Origin of the sequence: Robiginitalea aurantiaca, assembly GCF_030380815.1 — a bacterium.
GTDB lineage: Bacteria > Bacteroidota > Bacteroidia > Flavobacteriales > Flavobacteriaceae > Robiginitalea > Robiginitalea aurantiaca.
The window spans coordinates 240,187-256,512 of the sequence record NZ_JAUDUY010000004.1 but is presented as its reverse complement, the minus strand read 5'-3'; the positions used below and the strand labels follow the sequence as shown (position 1 = coordinate 256,512).

Sequence of the window (16,326 nt, the reverse complement as noted above, 5' to 3'; positions counted from 1 at the left end):
AATCGGATTACCCGGGATTTACTCAACTTCCTGGGTAGCCGTATTTTTCTTGGGCAGGAATAAGTGATTCTCCTTTATCGTGTTTGCCACGCCGTCAGGCAGCATTTCTTCCCAACCTTCCTGGTGGTTGGTAATTTTCTTCAATACATCCCTGGAGTATATATCGAGAACCTCAGGGTCGTAGTCAATGATGTCCATAACCTTCCCATTGTACTTAAAGAACTTATAGAGCTCCTTCATACGCGGATGTACCTTGATGTTATTGCTGGTGAGGATTCTTCCGGTTTCCGGATCCCGCATCGGATAGAGGTAGACGATGAGGTTTTTGAAAAATAACTTCCCGAAGGCCTCGAGAATACCGCCGCTCAAATGGCGGTAATACTTTTCGTCAAAAACATCTATGAGGTTGCTCACGCCCATGGTGAGCCCCATGCGCTCTTTGGTGTAGTTATTGAAATATTCGACAAGTTTGAAATATTCCTGGAAGTTAGAGATCATTACCATATGCCCCAAGGAGCATAGCAATTCTGCCCGATCCATAAAGTCCTGCTCATCGATTTCCCCTGAAGCCTTTAAGTTGGAAAGGGTAATTTCAAAAATCACAATGGTGTTTTCTTCCTTAACTGTTTGTTCCCGGATAAAGATATCATAGGACTTTTTAAACATGTCCATGTTGACTTTGGTCACAGGGCGGAAACTACCCCTTAAAGCCATGATATTTTTCTTGTAAAGAACAGCTGCAGGCAAGAGGTTGTTGCCATCAGAGCCGAACATCACCGCGTCGGTCATGCCGTTTTTGATCAGTTGCAGGCTCATCAGTCGATTATCCACCTCAGAAAAACTCGGCCCGGAAAAATTGATCATATCGATTTCAAGGGTATCCTTATCGATGTGATCATAGAGGTATTTCAGGAGTTTACGCGGTTTGTGGTATTTGAAAAAAGCGCCATAAATCAGGTTAACCCCAATTATACCCAGGGTTTCTTGCTGTAGTCGGGCCTCGTTCTGACGAAACCTAACATGAAGAATAATTTCGTCGAATTCTTTTTGTTTCGGGTCCAGCTGAAACCGGATCCCCATCCAACCGTGGCCTTTATACCGTTTGGTGAAATCAATTGTCGCCACCGTGTTGGCATAGGCAAAGAAGAGACGGTCGGGATGCTCAGCACGTGGAATACGCTCTTCCATAAGCCGCATTTCGTGGGAAAGCATTTTTTTCAGGCGGCTCTGGGTAACGTAGCGATTATCTTCCTCCACACCGTAAATAGCATCACTGAATGCTTTGTCATATGCGCTCATCGCCTTGGCTATAGTGCCAGAGGCACCACCAGCCCGAAAGAAATGACGCGCTGTTTCCTGTCCGGCGCCTATTTCCGCAAAAGTGCCATAGATATCGGGGTTTAAATTAATGCGAAGCGTCTTTGCTTTGACGGAAGGAACGTTTTCAAAGGCAAATTCATTCTTTTGCACAGTGGCCATATTGGAGGTATTACAATAAACAAAGGTATAAAGATTGAACGATCCAAGTAATAAATATGTTATAAATTTGGATAAAATAGACCAGCGGTTGAAGATTACTTTTTTGGGCACCGGAACATCTCAGGGCATCCCGGTTATCGGGAGTTCAGATCCGGTATGTCTTAGTGAAGATCCGAGGGATAAACGATTAAGGGTATCGGTTCTGGTGCAGACCGATGGCTACAATTTTGTGATAGATTGCGGACCCGATTTCAGGCAGCAAATGCTGCGGAATCCCATCGAGCGGCTGGATGCCATTTTATTCACTCACGAACACGCAGACCACACGGCTGGAATTGACGATATCCGCCCCTATTTTTTTAAACAGGGTGATATTCCGGTCTATGCTCACAAACGTGTGATAGCTTCTTTACAACATCGGTTTGATTATATTTTTGCAGGAGAAAATCGCTATCCGGGTGCCCCGGCGGTAAAGATTCACGAGGTACAACGGGGTCGGCCCTTTGAATTGGACGGGCTATGGATTACCCCGGTTGAGGCCTGGCACAACCGACTTCAGGTTTTTGGATATCGCATAAAGGATTTTGCCTATCTGACGGACGTAAAGACCATAGAGCCTGAAGAAATACAATACCTGGAAGGCCTTAAAGTATTAACAATAAATGCGTTAAGAAAGGAATCACATCATTCCCATTTCAATCTGGAGGAAGCACTTGCTTTTATAGACCGCGTGAAACCCGAGCGTGCATTTCTAACCCATATCAGTCATAAATTGGGGTTTCACGAAGCTGTTGAAAAGGAATTGCCTGACCACGTAAGACTGGCCTACGACAATCTGACCATAACACTGTAACCCCATGAAAAAAAACCTGTTTCAATATCTTTTTGTTTTCGCCGCCCTGGTAGCGCTTTATCTTGCGGTAAGTGGTTCGCGGAGACTCAAGAGCCGGGAGGCTGAAATCGATGCGCTGCAGCAGACCACCCGCGATCTGCGGGATTCACTTCAGGAGTATCAGCTCACCATTCAGGACCTTCAATACTTCAGCCTTGAAAACAACGACGATGCCCTGGCCTATACGGATCCATATGAGCTTGAGGATCCTATGCGGTATATAGCTGATAAACTACTAGAAACCAATGAGATGCCGGGAAACAATCCCCTTGTTCCGTATGAAGGTATGGAGGGTGATTTTAAGATCAACAAAATTAAACTCCTGAACCATCGCTGGATCATTGCGGATTTCTCGGATGGTAAATACTGGGGTGAACTGCTTATCGGATATGAAATCCGAGAGGATCTCGGCGCCGACTTCACCCTGATAGACCACCTTTTATATACCCGGAGCCAATAATCAGTATTTGTCGGCCATCCATCTCTTGAAGGAAGACAGGTTTGCAGCAGAAACCCCGTGTCCTACAGGGTATTCTTCGTAAGTAACGGTAATCCCATGTGATTTTAGAAAGGCAACGGACTCCTGAGCCCAGGCAGAGGGTATTATAGGATCTACCTGGCCATGGGAAGCATAGATTTGCAGCTGAGTCAAATCTCCTGATGTAAAACCTTTCACAAGCATTTCAGGATCGATGTACCCGCTGAGGGCAATCAGCGATTTAACCCGATCCGGGTAGGAGAGGGCCAGGGAATAACTCAGGATGCTGCCCTGGCTGAAACCCAGTAAACTGATTCGTTCCGGGTCCAGGTCATATCCGGCAATGGCAAGGTCTATGGTATTGAGGACCAGATCTCTGGACTCCACTGCCTGGGGGACATCATTCCACTTCCCCTGGGAACTCTCGAAGTTAATGGCGTACCACGCATGCCCAAAAGGCTGTAAATCATAGGGTGCCCTTAGGGAGATGATACAAAGCTCCTGGGGTAATTCTGCTGCAAAGGAGAACAGGTCGGCCTCGTTGCTTCCGTATCCGTGCAGCATAAAAAGGCAGGGGTAAGGCCCCTTTTCACCTGTACCAGGCCGGATCAGGTATTCCAGGGGTAATTGAACAGAGTTTTGTAAAGCCATTAATTAATAAATAAAAACCAACGCTGAAAAAGGGATCCAACAAGGGGAACCAATCGCTTGTACCCCTGAACAGCACCCAGAAAACCATAGATCCAAAGGATAAAATAGCAGAGATAAAGGCCGAACCAGGCATAAGGGTGCCACCATTGACTCAGGAAAAGTGCAAACGCCAGAAATCCCAGGTGTAATCCGAAGGCCTGGCGAATATGAAACCGGGCAAAATCGTATTTGGGTTCTGCATTCATGGTGATGGCGATAAGCGCCCCAACCATGGTCAAATAGGAAATTATAGCGATGGTTTTCCCATTGGAATCCGGTTGCTGCATCTATATACTTGTTTTTTCACCCCGAATGATGCCATAGGCTTTTCCCTTCAAAGGGATTCCAAGGAACATTGAATTCCCGGAGGTGCTCAACAGACTCTCGCGGGATAAAGTGTATTCGGCCTCCGGGTCGAATAAAGTCAGTTCGGCCGGCTGGCCGGCGGCCAGCTTCGCCTCTGCGAGACCAAATCGCTTTCGACCCCTTCCGAGGATTTCTGAGGCTACTTCAGGTCCGTAAATCTGGTTAAGAACCCCAAAAGATTCCTCCAGCCCCAAAGCTCCGAAAGCCGCCTGGTCAAATTCCCGGCGTTTTTCTTCCACATCCAGGGGGCAGTGGTCAGAGGTGACAAAATCGATAACCCCTTCTGCCAGTGCTTTTTGAAGGGCTTTAGAGTCTTTTTTGCCTCTCAGGGGCGGCAGGGTTTTATACCGGCTGTCAAATCCGTCAAGGACTTCATCGGTAAACCACAAATGGTGGATGGCAACGCTGCAACTCACATCCAGGCCGTTCTTTTTTGCGGCGGCGATCAGGTTGACCGATGAGGCTGTTGAGATGGTGGGAATATGCAGTTTTCCTCCCGTATATTGGAGGATGGCCAGATCGCGGGCTATCCGGAGTTCTTCAGTGAGTGTTGGAATTCCTCGCAACCCCAGGCGCATGGAAACCTCCCCTTCGTGCATTTGACCTTTCGGACTCAACTGTCCGTCCTGAGGGAATGAATACACAAGGGCATCGAAGTTTTGTGTATATAGCAGGGCCAGTTTTAACAGGTTTGGATTGTCCAGTGCGTGTTTATAGTCGCTGAAGGCTACCGCTCCCGAAAGACTCATATCGTACATTTCCGAGAGTTCCGCCCCATTAGCGCCCATGCTTACCGTTCCCATGGGGTATAAGGATGTACTGTGACCTTTGCCCGTTTCTTTTAGAAAGACGATATCGCCACTAGTGTCCGGACTCGGGTGGGTGTTGGTGTTTAATACAATTCCGGTGAAACCAGCTGATGCAGCTACTTCCAGGCCGTTGGAAATTGTTTCCCGCTCTTCGTATCCGGGCTCCCCAAAACTTACGCTACTATCAAACCAGCCCGGAGAAACGTGAAGATTTTTGAGCTCGATTACCCGGGTTTTCTTTCCCGCCTCAATACGAACTCCAATAGCTTGTATCAGCCCTTTTTCAATGAGAATATCCCTTTTCTTTAAGTGTAGCGACGGCTGGGATTTGTCGATGATGGTTGCGGATTTGATCAGTAGATTCATCGCATGGTTTTTTGAAGTATCATTTCAGCCATCATAAATAGCAGTGCTAAAATAATAAACCATTTCCAAAGGGAAGTTACACGGGTCGTGTTTTGATACTCGGAAATTAGGCTTGGGACATCCGAATAGGTTGTAAAAGATGCTGGAATTGTTGCTGCGGATGCAGCCTGAAAACTCTCCTTTCTGGGGTAGTTAAAGCTTACCGTACGCAGCGATTCATCACCATATGTAACCTGGTAGTTCCCGCTCAGAGAGGGTTCCGTTCCAAAATACAGACGTGTCTTTCGGGCGAAAGACTGCTGAAGTGGAATCACCTCGTACCGGGGTCCCTGTAGTTTTAGGATTTCATCTTCCTGAACGATTATTTCGAGATCCAGAAGCGCCTCTTTGCCGATTTCGAAATATAAGTCGGGCCTGGGCAGACTTTTGACTCCGATGGAATACAGGGTGGGCACAATCAATGGGGACTTGGTGAAATTGCTATTCTCAGTACTCAGTGGGGCAGCGAAAAGATAGATGCCATTCCTTTCAGAAAGAAATGCAGTCCCATCCTGAAACCCTATGATCTGCTGAAGCGGGCCCTGGAGGGGATAGGATACCTGAGTCTGAGGATATTCGAAATTATCGATCGCACGTTCAAAAACCTCGCGGTAGACCGGATGGTCAAAATTGATGGTAGTAATCAGGTTTACACCCGTTCTGCGTGGCCCATACCCAATCTCAAATCCCTTTAAAAAGCTATTGAATGAAGTGACTGGCGATTTTGAGGAAGGAATGACAATTAGGCTGCCCCCCTGATCTACAAATTCCTTAAGTGCACTGCCCAGGGATAGGGGCAGGGTTTCAAGTTCATTGAGCACAATTAAGTGCTGTTGTTCCAGATTGCTGTAATCCAGTTCCCTCAGGGAGGTCTGAACCAGGGTAAAGACATCATCCGTAAAAATCCTCCCAAGGTAAGCTGCGGGATCCTCCCCTATACTGAGAACCTTTATTTTTTCGGGTTTGTTTAGGGTAAGGTACAAGGTGTTGTCATAAGACAAACCATTATCGGTGACCTGCAGGGTACCGTTGATTTCTGTGTCTGCCGGGATGGTGAATTGGGCCTGAAAACTGCCGTCCGGGAGTTCTTCCACTCCTGTCTTTGCGATAAGGACTCCTTCATTGTATAGGGAAACAGCCCCGTTTTCCTGATTAGTTGTGGCGTTTAATGCAACTACAACCTCCAGGTTCTCTGCATCCCCCGCTTGCAGATATGCCGAATCTACGGAGATGTTTGCCGGCGCCTCGGTCTGCAGCTGTACGCCCTTTAAGGTTATCCCATCCTGATTTTCCCATGCATCCGAATCCCAACCCTTGAAGTCAGAGAGAACCCAGAGTTCCCGGTCCGTAGAATCCGCAGAGGCATACATGGCCGAAGTACGCAACCTGATTTCATCTGACGAAAGGGTGGACGGGCTGAAGTCCAAATTGAGCAGTTGCTGCTGCAATTCCTTTATAGTGACTTGTTCAAAAGATTCAGTCTGGGTGACCAGTGAAAACTGGAAATCCTCCGGAAAATTTTGCAGGACTTGCTGGCAGGCGTACTCCATAAGATTTGAATTTTCAAGCCTTGCCTGCATACTAAATGAATTATCGATATAAACGACTATATCCTTTTTATTATCAAGACCTTCAGAAGGTATAAAAGGTTTGCAAAAACCGATAACCAAAGCGCCGATCAAACCGAGGCGGGTGAAGAGCAAGAGCCATCTTTTTAACTGGCTGCTCCGGTTGGATTCCGAAAAGATTTTCCGGAGGACCTTAACATTGGTGAAAGGGGTTTTGCGGTACCTGCGTAAACGTAGCAGATGCACTAAAATCGGAATGATCAGAAGCCATAATCCCCAAAGAAGTTCCGGGTGCTGTAGTTGCATAGACAATAGGGAAAGGTTCAAATATAGCCAATTCGTTTACCACACCGTATTAACGAATCTATAAATGAACAATAGTTAAAGCTATTTTTTTCTGCCACCCTTGTGCATTTCAACAAAAAAAGAAAGCGTCTTTGCCCGGATCCTGATCGGTCTGCAGAAGGAAGCTCCGGATTGCTCCCTGGGCCGATTCATTGGCCACGGCAATAAGGCTTTGTGGTTTATTCAGCGTCTTCAGGTGCTCAAAATGCAACAGGGGAACCCCGTAAATAGTCTTTCCAATTTTTTTCGGGTTGTCGCAAAGCCAATCGAATTTTATTCCTTTGAGGACAAGGCTCTTCGCAAGGTGCTTGCCTTTAAATCCTGCCCCCCAAAGCGCCAGAGGCCTGGAGTCATTCCAGTCGAGCTTTAGGAAGTAGTCCAGCTTTAGGTCCAGAAAGTAGTTCTGGGCGTAGTGTTCAGAGGTCCGGGAAGTTCTGGTGTCGTAATCTCTCCAAAAGTGCAGTACGCGACCAGAAGGCAGGCAGGTCAGGCCCCTGGCGTAAAACCTGAAACAGAGGTCGTAGTCTTCCGGGTAACGATCAGGTTCAAAAGCCCCGCAATCCTCCAGGTCACTCCGGTATACCAGCCAGCATGGCGAGGGGATGACACATTCCTTATAGATTTCCTTGAAATTGGTCCCTTTTTCTATTAGTTGGTTCAGCCACCGTTCATACCGCGCATATCCGTCCGAAATACCGCGATCGGAGAAGTACTTAACCTGTCCCAGGGCAATATTCCCGCATCCATGGGCTTCCAATTGCGATACCATCTGAGAAAGCCGCCCGGAGGCCATTCGGTCATCGGAATCCATTCGGGTGACCATAGTGCCCGCACTAATTTCAAAAGCCGTTCTCAGGGCTGGTATAATCCCGCTTCCAATGTTTGAGATCACTTTAATTCTGGGGTCCTTTTTGGCCCATTCATTTACAATGGCGCGGCTGTTGTCTGTTGAATGATCGTCGACTGCGATGAGTTCCCAGGACGAGAAGTCCTGGCTGTGAATGGAGCTGATGCATTCGACCAGAAAGTCCTCCGTATTCTTAAAAGGCATGAGTATGCTTACAAGAGGGATCATGGAGCAGGGGTTTATCGACGCAATTCAGGGATTCCTGCTGATCGCTTTCAGGATCGCTGCTTCCGCCAGGGGAGCCATCAGGGCATACCCTTCAGGGGTTGGGTGCACCCCGTCCTGGGCCAGTTTGGGATCCAATCCGTTATCCGGATTTGCCATCGCCCCGAAATAGTCGACATAAATCAGGTTTCGCGAGGCCGCGTAATCCCGGATCATGGCGTTTAATTCCGGAATTTTTTTATCAGGTTGTTTGGAGGGCTTCCAATGGTACCTCCGGGCGGGCAGCACAGAACACAATATGGGTTCAACCTTATTTACCAGGGCGAGTTCGGTCATGGAGATCAGGTTGTCGAGAATCTGATCCAGTGTTGTTGGCCCGGTATTTCCGGCAATGTCATTGGTACCGGCCAGAATGATCACGGCTTTGGGCTGAAGGGCAAGAACGTCCTGCCTGAATCTCAGGAGCATCTGGGCGGTCGTCTGCCCGCTTATGCCCCTGTTGATATAGGGTTTACCTTTAAAAAAACCAGGTACTTTCTGCAGCCAGCCTATGGTTATCGAATTTCCCATAAATACAACCCGTGCCTCCCCGGGGCCCGGATCTCCAAGCTCTTTATTGGCTTCTTCAAACACCTTGAGCCCTGCCCAGTCCTGGGCATTGGTGATTTTTGAGGTAAAAAGGGATAGCATAAGAAATAGAAAGGATATGGAATGACCAGTCTTTGACATAATAAGAGGTATGGGCAGAAGTACAGACCTCCCTAAAGGACTATACATCTGCTGGGTTCACCGGCTTAACTTACCCCTGCCTGGGTGGGGTGATCATAATATGTGCCCGATGCGTCCCGGGATTCATGAGCCACGCATGACCCGGCGGGGTAGGCGTGGTAGGCAGGCCGGTGGAGGCGCCAGTGGCAAAAGGCACATAAAATACATAGCGTACATAAGGGTCTTCGATCTCTTTTGTCTCCGGGTTCACCTTCCCAGAAAAGATACAGAGCGTCGTTTTATCGGGTAGGGCGAGGGTGCCGGCACGCACTTCAGCCTCACGAATATCAAAGATTTCATCGGCAGTCTTACCTTGCTTTCGCAATTCCCTCCCTCTGGCCATAAAGGGATCCAGTTCTTTATGGTAAGCCGCAGTTGAAAAATTTTCCCGGGTCGGATCATCTGCCAAAGCGATATACTCGTTGGTTCCTTCTCTGAGTTTAGTGAAGTTCCCATCGGCATCATACCCGTAAACGGCAGCTCCATCCTTATAATCTGAGGGTACGGCCATAAGGGCGGTTTTGATCTGCCAGTCTGAAGGCGGAATTTCCTGTGCAAAAAGAGTTCCGGTAAGGCAAAGGCTCACAAGCGTTAGGGCTAGCTTTTTCATAGTTGTTTAGTATTTGGCGCTTTCGCCTTTGGTGAGGGTGCGCATGATAAAGTTTCTCAGGTCATCATTGGCCTCTTTCAGATCTGCTCTCCTGAGATACATCATATGTCCACTCCGATACCCTTTGAATTCGAATCGATCCTTCATCCGTCCGCTGGGATCGACCTGCCACATGGTGTATTTGGCATTGAAATAGGTGGTCGCCCCATCGTAATAACCGGATTGCACCAGTACATTCAGATATGGATTCTGTGCCATGGCCTGACGCAGGTTGTCTCTGGTATTGTCATTTTCATTATTCCAGGGCCTTACGGGCCCGAACATATTGTATTTGATGTCGGTTTTGAACTTGAGCTCCTCCTGGAGGTAATAATTGATGGCTGGGGTAAAGCTATGCAGCCATGAAGATATCTCGGCATTGTAATCCGGACGGCTGCCGGTAAGCGACTTATCCAGACCCAAATACCTGCTGTCCAGTCGGCCGATGGTATAGCCACTTCGATCGCGGAGCAGGGCTTTCCAGAAATACGAAGTGGGAACATCCAGGTTGTGCTGAAGAATCTCCTTTTTGGTCAGGCCGGAATAATAGGACATTTTCTCTGCAACCGCATCCCGTTCCGAGTCTTCGATGAACCCGCCTTTTGCAATTGCGGGAATAAGTGTATTGATTGTAAAATTTTCGGACTCGGGTAGGATTTCCAACAGGTCTTTTTGCTGTAGAGCCGCGGGCAGGGCCTTCTGATACCAGGCGGCAGCGGTATAGTAGGGGAGGTTCATTGCGCTGCTGACCGGTCCTCCTACACGAATGACCTTATAATCAGCGGGAGATACCATGATAACGCCATTGAGGTACATCCACTGCTGGTTTTGCAAGGCGAGGGACAGGCCCATAACCCGGGTTCCCCCGTAGCTTTCCCCTATGATATACTTAGGTGAATTCCAACGGTTGTGGCGGGTCACAAAAGTGTTGAGCCATTCCGCCAGGTATTTGACATCGGCATTAATGCCAAAGAACTTTTCCCGATCCACTTCCTTGCCTGTTTCCGGGATGGTTCGGGAATATCCCGTATTCGCCGGGTTAACATAAACGATATCTGTGACATCCAGGACCGAAAACGGATTCTCTTTGACCCCGTAAGGTTGCACCGGATACCCTTCATCATCAATTTTAAGCACGCGTGGCCCTGTGTAGGCCAGGTGCATCCAGACGGATCCCGAGCCCGGACCGCCGTTAAAGGAGATCAGGAGAGGGCGGGCACCCCGGTCTTTTATGTCATTTCGGGTGTAATATGTATAATGAAGTGCTGCGATGGGCTTTCCCATTTCATCCCATACGGGTTGTGTACCCGTTTCAGCCTTATAGGAAAAGCGCTCCCCGTTAACCGTAACACTATGTTCTGTAACAACCGTAGTGTCGATAGGTAATTTGCGTTCCTGCCCCTGAATCGAGCCTGAAAAACAAAACAGAAGAACAAACAGGGTGCTGCTAAAATATTTCATCATTGCATTTTTGATTAGTGTGCCTTAAAAATAGCATTTTTAAAATGTTTAACTCTCTTTGTTTTTAAAAAATGAAGGTGTTCTGAGAGGTATTCGCGCGCTAAAAAAAATTGTAACTTGGAGGAAAAGCGCAGTATGAGTGATATCACAAGGAGAACATTTAGTAAAAAGCTAGCAGGAGGGGTTGCCGGCGGGGTATTGACAACGGCCTTTGGGGCTTCGGCAAAGAAATCGGGCAGGGAACTTCAGAAAGACAAACTCGGGGTAGCCCTTGTGGGTCTCGGAAGCTACAGTACGTATCAACTTGCCCCTGCGCTCCAACAAACTGCGTTCTGCCATCTCGCCGGCATCGTGACGGGCACGCCCTCCAAAAGATCCAAATGGCAGCAGAAGTACAATATTGATAGTTCCCATGTGTATTCTTACGAAACTTTTGACCAGATTGCCGAGGATGATGCGGTGGATATCGTGTATGTGGTGCTTCCCAACAGCATGCACGCCGAATTTTCCATTCGGGCGGCAGAGGCCGGAAAACATGTGATTTGTGAAAAACCCATGGCGATGTCGGTTGCAGAATGCGACGCCATTATCGGAGCTTGCAAGTCGGCAGGTGTAAAACTCAGTGTAGGGTATCGGCTTCAGTCGGAGCCCTATACCCAGGAGATCCAGCGACTGGTCCGGGAAAATGTAATGGGTAATATCAACTTTGTCTCGGCGGATGCCGCCTATATTTCGAGAGGGAATCCGGATCAGTGGCGATTGAACAAGGCCCTGTCTGGTGGAGGGGCCTTAATGAACATGGGGGTCTATTCCATTCAGAGCTGCATCTACAGCTGTGGAAAAAACCCAACAGCTGTATCGGCACAGGAATTCAGTACACGCCCCGGGTATTTCAGGGACACAGACGAAACAATTACCGCCCAGTTTGATTTCCAAGGGACCACTATGGGGCATATGATGACTTCGCACAATGCCAATGTTAACCGGCTTTATGGATCCGGGGACAAGGGTTGGTTCGAATTAAACCCGGCCAACAATTATGGGCCATTAAGCGGCAGTACTTCCGAAGGCCCGCTTTCTTTTCCGCATGAAAGCCAGCAAAAGTTGCAAATGGACGATTTTGCCAAACACATCCTGACGGGAAGCCCGAATCTGGCACCCGGTGAAATGGGAAGAAGGGATATGGTCATCGTAGAGGCCATCTACCGTTCCATAAGAGAAGGGGGGCGCCGTATTGCGCTTGATTTGCCGGAGCGGTATGGGATTGTGGACAGGTAAAGAAATAATCCCCGATAGTACACGTGAAAACTTTCCACAGGGCATAAGCGCTTTTAAAAGCAAAACAATATGTACTTGCCTAAAATAGCGTCAGGCTACTCAAACTTCTCAAAAACCCCGAGGCCGAAAAGTGCAAAGTCATACTTTACAGGATCCTCAGGGTCGAGTGCGCGTAAGGCGGAATCCAATTCCTGAACCGCACGGGAATCGTTTTGTTTTCGGGTCAGAAGGCCCAGTGCCCGGGCTACTTTCCCGGAGTGCACATCTAATGGACAAGAGAGTTGGGCGGGGCTGATTTGGTTCCATAATCCAAAGTCCACGCCTGAATCTGAAGGCCGGACCATCCAGCGCAGGAACATGTTGAGTCTTTTGGCTGCGGAACCCCTGCCGGGATCAGAGAAGTGTTTTTCACTTCGCTTGAGGTGGGGGATTTCAAAAAAGTGACTGCGTACTTTGGTGATGGCTTCCTGCAGGTCATCGCCTTTGGCGTATTGGGTAAATAAAGGTTCCATTCCACCATAGTTCTTATATAGATGCCTCAGACCTTTTACGAAGGTTGTAAAATCGATGCCGTTGAAAGTGCGGTGTACAAACTGGGCGGATTTATTCAATTCCTTTTCGGAGGCGCTGGTGACGAAGTCATAAGGTGCCTCGTCCATGATTTCCATCATTTTGTTTGCGCTGCGTATAATACTCAGGCGGTTGCCCCACGCGATGGTGGCTGTCAAAAAAGCCGCGATTTCAATGTCTGATTGGTCTTGAAATCTATGCGGTATCTGAATGGGGTCTGAACTCAAAAAATCCGGCCGCTGATACTGCAGGGTTTTGGCATCCAGGAAGGCTTTGAGTTCTTTTCTGTTCATGAAAGCGGAATTTCAAGTTCATGAAGAAGCAGGAGCGGGGCCAACAACACGGTATTATACGCCGCGTGAAATCCAATACACCAAATCAGGCCAAATCGGATCCGGATAAACCCCAGAAAGAGCCCCAGGATAAACTGGGGACTTATCAGTAAGGGTGAAATCGGCCAGATTTCAAAGAGATTCGGGTAATTGCCGAGATGCACCAGGGCAAATGCCAGGGTGAACAGATAAAAAAAAGCAGGGAAATACCTCGAATTCCTGAAGTACCACATAGGCCCTCTGAACAGGAGCTCTTCCAGTACGGGTGCGACCAGGCTCGCGAGGATCAGGATGGTAAGGGGGGAATAGGTTTCCATGAGGGTTTCCAGGGCGTGTTCGTCCAGATCATATGGAACGTAGGCCTCGATCAGGCCGAGGAGGAGTGCCAGACCGAGCCCGATCAGAAGCGCCCAGGCCAGTAATGAGGCGGAAGTGCGAAGGCGGTATGCTGGCGATGGCTCAGGATCCACCTCATATGCTGGTTTCCTGAGAAATTTAATAAGTGAATTAATCCCCATTTTCAGCGATGATCCTGCCGTCCACCATGGTGAGTTTTCGATCTGCCATGGCAGCCAGCTCCTTATTGTGCGTGACAATAACGAAAGTCTGACCATAGCGATCCCGAAGTTCAAAAAAGAGTTCATGCAGGCGATCTGCACTGGCAGAATCGAGGTTTCCGCTGGGCTCGTCCGCCATGATAACAGAGGGTTGGTTGATGAGTGCCCGGGCCACGGCCACCCGCTGCTGTTCACCTCCAGAAAGGGCTGAGGGCTTGTGGTGAAGCCGATGGCTCAAGCCGAGGAAATCCATATACTCCATGGCCTGTTTCTCGGCTTCGCCCCGGTCTGTATTTTTTATAAATGCCGGGATACAAACATTTTCCAGGGCAGTAAATTCGGGCAATAACTGGTGGAACTGAAAAATAAAACCAATGTGTTCATTCCTGAATCTGGCGAGCCCTTTTTCGTTTAATCGGGTGATGTCCGATCCATTGATCTGAATCTGACAAGGGTGCTCAGGAGCGGGAGTATCCAGGGTTCCGAGTATCTGGAGCAGTGTTGTTTTTCCAGCACCCGAAGCGCCGACAATAGACACAATCTCTCCCTTGGCTATATTCAGGCTAACTCCTTTAAGCACTTCTACCTCCCCGTAGGATTTATGTATGTTTTCAGCCTGGATCATGAATTTTTTTAACGGGTCTGAAAGTACACATTAAGGGAGAATTGTCAAAATGAAAAAGCGAAGGATACCACGTCTTTTCCCTTTATATCCCGGTTGCCTTCATAGGGAAGTTATATCCTTAAAGTCGTAAATTTTTAGGATATTTAGGAAAAATACAGCTATGGCCCCTTACAAATATCTCGAAGAGTACAATATTGAAATCACCTCGGAAGTACGTGGCTTTTACGACCGAATATTGAAGGAAATAGGGGAGGACACAGAAAGGGAAGGCCTGGAGAAAACGCCGGAGCGGGCCGCAAAAGCGCTGCTGTTTCTCACCCAGGGTTACCGTCAGGATGCAGTCAAAATTCTGGAGGGCGCCATGTTTAAGGAGTCTTACAGCGAGATGGTCATCATTAAGGATATTGAATTATATTCACTTTGCGAGCACCATATGCTGCCATTTTTCGGCAAGGCCCATGTGGCCTATATTCCGGATGGCCATATAGTTGGTCTGAGTAAAATACCCAGGGTAGTTGATGTTTTTGCCAGGAGGCTGCAGGTACAGGAGCGATTGACGGATGATATCCTGGAATGCCTTAACCAAACTTTAAATCCAAAAGGAGTTGCCGTGGTGATCGAGGCTGCACATATGTGCATGATGATGCGGGGGGTGCAAAAGCAAAATTCGGTAACCACTACTTCAGGCTTTCGGGGTCAGTTTGAAAAAATTGAAACCCGTAATGAATTCCTGAAACTCATCAGCTCAGACCTCTCCTGAGGTAAGGCGTTTAGTTCCAGAGGAAATGAAGATGAGTAGCAAAAATAAAAAGCTTTTTTACGGACTCCTCCTGGATGGAATAGGTATGATATCCCTTGCGATACCGGGCCTTGGCGAATTTCTGGACATCCTCTGGGCTCCTGTGGCCGGATGGTTTATGACGCGGATGTATCCGGGTCGGAAAGGAAAAATTGCCGGTGTTATTGCTTTTTTGGAAGAGTTGCTCCCCGGTTTTGACCTGATTCCATCTTTTACACTTATGTGGCTTTATACCTATATGATCGATAAGGCAGCATATCCGGCCACGGAATCACAAAAGTCCTGAACACATGGAATTAATAAATCAGTAAGTCAGGAAGGGAGCAGAAAGCCGAGCCCCATTCTTTTGAGCATTTTCTTCTCCATGTTCCAGAAAAATCTAAACTGCCCGAAAAGCCAGCCGAAAAGTACCAGCAGGACCTGGTAGATAGGAAAAATGATCAGGATTCTGAGTGTCCAGTAGATCCAGGGTCCCCACCAGGCATCTCCAAAATTTTCGGGTTGTAGCCCAACCCATTGCAGAAAGGGTTTCGCAACATATACCGAAGAAGACCCGGTAATGGCAAAGACCGTAAAAATAACCAGTAATTGGAACGTCGAATGGATGCCCCAGCGTTCTTTGAGTTTTTGCATTCCCTTTTTTAAAGTGGCAAAGGTAAAAAAATTATAATCTGGGAATAAAAGGACCGAGTCGCTGATTATACCTCCGCTGAAAGTAGATAAAATAATTATACAATTTATAATTTACCTCATACCCGTAATCGATTTGCGGATCGTAGTCAATCGGCCATTCATAAAGGTCTTTCGGATAGTCTGAAGGCAAAAGCACACGCTGATTCCAATTCATGACATAAATCGCGTTTCTGTTTTCCAGGAAGGTCTGTGAATAATACCCTTCCGGTCGGGCGAACCCCTTGAGCCAGCTGTAGAACCCCGGATCGATGATTACGATCTCATATTCGGTCGCTTCGTCTGCAATGACTACGGCTTGCCCGGAGGACGATTCGAAGGCCGCTTTTTCAGAAGGGCTGATTTGAAGGCTTTCCGCCTGGCTTTTACACCCCATGCCCAGGAGTACAACCAGTAAAAAACTACAAAGTTTAATCAACTTCATAAGGTCGCTTTAGAGTGAAGCAGAAACACAATCTCCGCAATAGGCCAAGAGATTTCGGTTTTTAAGATG

Annotated in this window: 19 protein-coding genes; 5 read left to right on the top strand and 14 right to left on the bottom strand. The window is 47.9% G+C overall.

Annotated features, from left to right (window positions below):
• Positions 1–18: 18 nt before the first annotated feature.
• Complete coding sequence (locus QU605_RS10235) at positions 19–1,479, bottom strand: TonB-dependent receptor (protein ID WP_289725212.1); 1,461 nt, start codon at positions 1,477–1,479, stop codon at positions 19–21.
• Positions 1,480–1,567: 88 nt separating this feature from the next.
• Here QU605_RS10235 and QU605_RS10230 point away from each other — a divergent pair, with 88 nt between their 5' ends.
• Positions 1,568–2,332 carry an MBL fold metallo-hydrolase gene (locus QU605_RS10230; protein ID WP_289725346.1) on the top strand — a complete coding sequence of 255 codons (765 nt, stop codon included), beginning with the start codon at positions 1,568–1,570 and terminating at the stop codon, positions 2,330–2,332.
• Positions 2,333–2,336: 4 nt separating this feature from the next.
• Positions 2,337–2,831: a hydrolase gene (locus tag QU605_RS10225; protein ID WP_289725211.1), complete on the top strand. Its 495-nt coding sequence runs from the start codon at positions 2,337–2,339 to the stop codon at positions 2,829–2,831.
• Here the strand turns inward: QU605_RS10225 and QU605_RS10220 are convergent, their stop codons facing one another.
• The 8 genes from QU605_RS10220 to QU605_RS10185 form a co-directional block, all read right to left on the bottom strand.
• Complete coding sequence (locus QU605_RS10220; protein WP_289725210.1) at positions 2,832–3,500, bottom strand: alpha/beta hydrolase; 669 nt, start codon at positions 3,498–3,500, stop codon at positions 2,832–2,834.
• Positions 3,500–3,826 carry a hypothetical protein gene (locus QU605_RS10215; RefSeq protein WP_289725209.1) on the bottom strand — a complete coding sequence of 109 codons (327 nt, stop codon included), beginning with the start codon at positions 3,824–3,826 and terminating at the stop codon, positions 3,500–3,502. The genes QU605_RS10220 and QU605_RS10215 overlap by 1 nt, the downstream gene beginning before the upstream one ends.
• Positions 3,827–5,080 carry a dihydroorotase gene (locus QU605_RS10210; RefSeq protein ID WP_289725208.1) on the bottom strand — a complete coding sequence of 418 codons (1,254 nt, stop codon included), beginning with the start codon at positions 5,078–5,080 and terminating at the stop codon, positions 3,827–3,829. It abuts the gene before it with no gap.
• A complete protein-coding gene (locus QU605_RS10205; RefSeq protein ID WP_289725207.1) occupies positions 5,077–6,993 on the bottom strand; it encodes a BatA domain-containing protein in 1,917 nt (638 codons plus the stop codon). The genes QU605_RS10210 and QU605_RS10205 overlap by 4 nt, the downstream gene beginning before the upstream one ends.
• A gap of 109 nt (positions 6,994–7,102) precedes the next feature.
• Positions 7,103–8,107 (bottom strand): glycosyltransferase, encoded by a 1,005-nt coding sequence (locus QU605_RS10200; RefSeq protein ID WP_289725206.1) that lies wholly within the window; start codon positions 8,105–8,107, stop codon positions 7,103–7,105.
• 24 nt (positions 8,108–8,131) lie between these two features.
• Positions 8,132–8,833 carry an SGNH/GDSL hydrolase family protein gene (locus QU605_RS10195; RefSeq protein WP_289725205.1) on the bottom strand — a complete coding sequence of 234 codons (702 nt, stop codon included), beginning with the start codon at positions 8,831–8,833 and terminating at the stop codon, positions 8,132–8,134.
• 70 nt (positions 8,834–8,903) lie between these two features.
• A complete protein-coding gene (locus QU605_RS10190; protein WP_289725204.1) occupies positions 8,904–9,482 on the bottom strand; it encodes a hypothetical protein in 579 nt (192 codons plus the stop codon).
• A gap of 6 nt (positions 9,483–9,488) precedes the next feature.
• Positions 9,489–10,982: a S10 family peptidase gene (locus QU605_RS10185; protein ID WP_289725345.1), complete on the bottom strand. Its 1,494-nt coding sequence runs from the start codon at positions 10,980–10,982 to the stop codon at positions 9,489–9,491.
• A 135-nt stretch (positions 10,983–11,117) separates the two neighbouring features.
• Between QU605_RS10185 and QU605_RS10180 the strand changes: the two genes are divergently transcribed.
• A complete protein-coding gene (locus QU605_RS10180) occupies positions 11,118–12,260 on the top strand; it encodes a Gfo/Idh/MocA family protein (RefSeq protein WP_289725203.1) in 1,143 nt (380 codons plus the stop codon).
• A gap of 95 nt (positions 12,261–12,355) precedes the next feature.
• Here QU605_RS10180 and QU605_RS10175 read toward each other — a convergent pair whose 3' ends face one another.
• The 3 genes from QU605_RS10175 to QU605_RS10165 are packed head-to-tail and all read right to left on the bottom strand — an operon-like array spanning position 12,356 to position 14,344.
• On the bottom strand, positions 12,356–13,123 hold the full coding sequence (locus QU605_RS10175) for a TIGR02757 family protein (protein ID WP_289725202.1): 768 nt from the start codon (positions 13,121–13,123) through the stop codon (positions 12,356–12,358).
• Positions 13,120–13,680 carry a CPBP family intramembrane glutamic endopeptidase gene (locus QU605_RS10170; protein WP_289725201.1) on the bottom strand — a complete coding sequence of 187 codons (561 nt, stop codon included), beginning with the start codon at positions 13,678–13,680 and terminating at the stop codon, positions 13,120–13,122. Before QU605_RS10170 ends, QU605_RS10175 begins: the two co-directional genes overlap by 4 nt.
• Entirely contained in the window at positions 13,670–14,344 is a 675-nt protein-coding gene (locus tag QU605_RS10165) for an ABC transporter ATP-binding protein (protein WP_289725200.1), read from the bottom strand. Before QU605_RS10165 ends, QU605_RS10170 begins: the two co-directional genes overlap by 11 nt.
• Before the next feature lie 160 nt (positions 14,345–14,504).
• Between QU605_RS10165 and folE the strand changes: the two genes are divergently transcribed.
• The gene (gene folE / locus QU605_RS10160) at positions 14,505–15,104 is read left to right on the top strand and encodes a GTP cyclohydrolase I FolE (RefSeq protein WP_289725199.1); all 600 of its coding nucleotides are present in this window, start codon (positions 14,505–14,507) and stop codon (positions 15,102–15,104) included.
• Positions 15,105–15,135: 31 nt separating this feature from the next.
• Positions 15,136–15,429 carry a hypothetical protein gene (locus QU605_RS10155; RefSeq protein ID WP_434967925.1) on the top strand — a complete coding sequence of 98 codons (294 nt, stop codon included), beginning with the start codon at positions 15,136–15,138 and terminating at the stop codon, positions 15,427–15,429.
• A gap of 26 nt (positions 15,430–15,455) precedes the next feature.
• Here QU605_RS10155 and QU605_RS10150 read toward each other — a convergent pair whose 3' ends face one another.
• Both QU605_RS10150 and QU605_RS10145 read right to left on the bottom strand, forming a co-directional pair.
• On the bottom strand, positions 15,456–15,776 hold the full coding sequence (locus QU605_RS10150) for a DUF6787 family protein (protein WP_289725197.1): 321 nt from the start codon (positions 15,774–15,776) through the stop codon (positions 15,456–15,458).
• A 31-nt stretch (positions 15,777–15,807) separates the two neighbouring features.
• Positions 15,808–16,257, bottom strand: coding sequence for a DUF6146 family protein (locus QU605_RS10145; protein WP_289725196.1), 450 nt, complete (start codon positions 16,255–16,257; stop codon positions 15,808–15,810).
• Positions 16,258–16,326 lie beyond the last annotated feature (69 nt).

What these genes read in the sequence shown, in the direction of transcription:
- QU605_RS10235 (WP_289725212.1), bottom strand. Translation starts at nt 1,479, where the DNA reads ATGGCCACTGTGCAAAAGAATGAATTTGCCTTTGAAAACGTTCCTTCC.
- QU605_RS10225 (WP_289725211.1), top strand. Translation starts at nt 2,337, where the DNA reads ATGAAAAAAAACCTGTTTCAATATCTTTTTGTTTTCGCCGCCCTGGTA.
- QU605_RS10220 (WP_289725210.1), bottom strand. Translation starts at nt 3,500, where the DNA reads ATGGCTTTACAAAACTCTGTTCAATTACCCCTGGAATACCTGATCCGG.
- QU605_RS10215 (WP_289725209.1), bottom strand. Translation starts at nt 3,826, where the DNA reads ATGCAGCAACCGGATTCCAATGGGAAAACCATCGCTATAATTTCCTAT.
- QU605_RS10210 (WP_289725208.1), bottom strand. Translation starts at nt 5,080, where the DNA reads ATGAATCTACTGATCAAATCCGCAACCATCATCGACAAATCCCAGCCG.
- QU605_RS10205 (WP_289725207.1), bottom strand. Translation starts at nt 6,993, where the DNA reads ATGCAACTACAGCACCCGGAACTTCTTTGGGGATTATGGCTTCTGATC.
- QU605_RS10200 (WP_289725206.1), bottom strand. Translation starts at nt 8,107, where the DNA reads ATGATCCCTCTTGTAAGCATACTCATGCCTTTTAAGAATACGGAGGAC.
- QU605_RS10195 (WP_289725205.1), bottom strand. Translation starts at nt 8,833, where the DNA reads ATGTCAAAGACTGGTCATTCCATATCCTTTCTATTTCTTATGCTATCC.
- QU605_RS10190 (WP_289725204.1), bottom strand. Translation starts at nt 9,482, where the DNA reads ATGAAAAAGCTAGCCCTAACGCTTGTGAGCCTTTGCCTTACCGGAACT.
- QU605_RS10185 (WP_289725345.1), bottom strand. Translation starts at nt 10,982, where the DNA reads ATGAAATATTTTAGCAGCACCCTGTTTGTTCTTCTGTTTTGTTTTTCA.
- QU605_RS10180 (WP_289725203.1), top strand. Translation starts at nt 11,118, where the DNA reads ATGAGTGATATCACAAGGAGAACATTTAGTAAAAAGCTAGCAGGAGGG.
- QU605_RS10175 (WP_289725202.1), bottom strand. Translation starts at nt 13,123, where the DNA reads ATGAACAGAAAAGAACTCAAAGCCTTCCTGGATGCCAAAACCCTGCAG.
- QU605_RS10170 (WP_289725201.1), bottom strand. Translation starts at nt 13,680, where the DNA reads ATGGGGATTAATTCACTTATTAAATTTCTCAGGAAACCAGCATATGAG.
- QU605_RS10165 (WP_289725200.1), bottom strand. Translation starts at nt 14,344, where the DNA reads ATGATCCAGGCTGAAAACATACATAAATCCTACGGGGAGGTAGAAGTG.
- folE (WP_289725199.1), top strand. Translation starts at nt 14,505, where the DNA reads ATGGCCCCTTACAAATATCTCGAAGAGTACAATATTGAAATCACCTCG.
- QU605_RS10155 (WP_434967925.1), top strand. Translation starts at nt 15,136, where the DNA reads ATGAGTAGCAAAAATAAAAAGCTTTTTTACGGACTCCTCCTGGATGGA.
- QU605_RS10150 (WP_289725197.1), bottom strand. Translation starts at nt 15,776, where the DNA reads ATGCAAAAACTCAAAGAACGCTGGGGCATCCATTCGACGTTCCAATTA.
- QU605_RS10145 (WP_289725196.1), bottom strand. Translation starts at nt 16,257, where the DNA reads ATGAAGTTGATTAAACTTTGTAGTTTTTTACTGGTTGTACTCCTGGGC.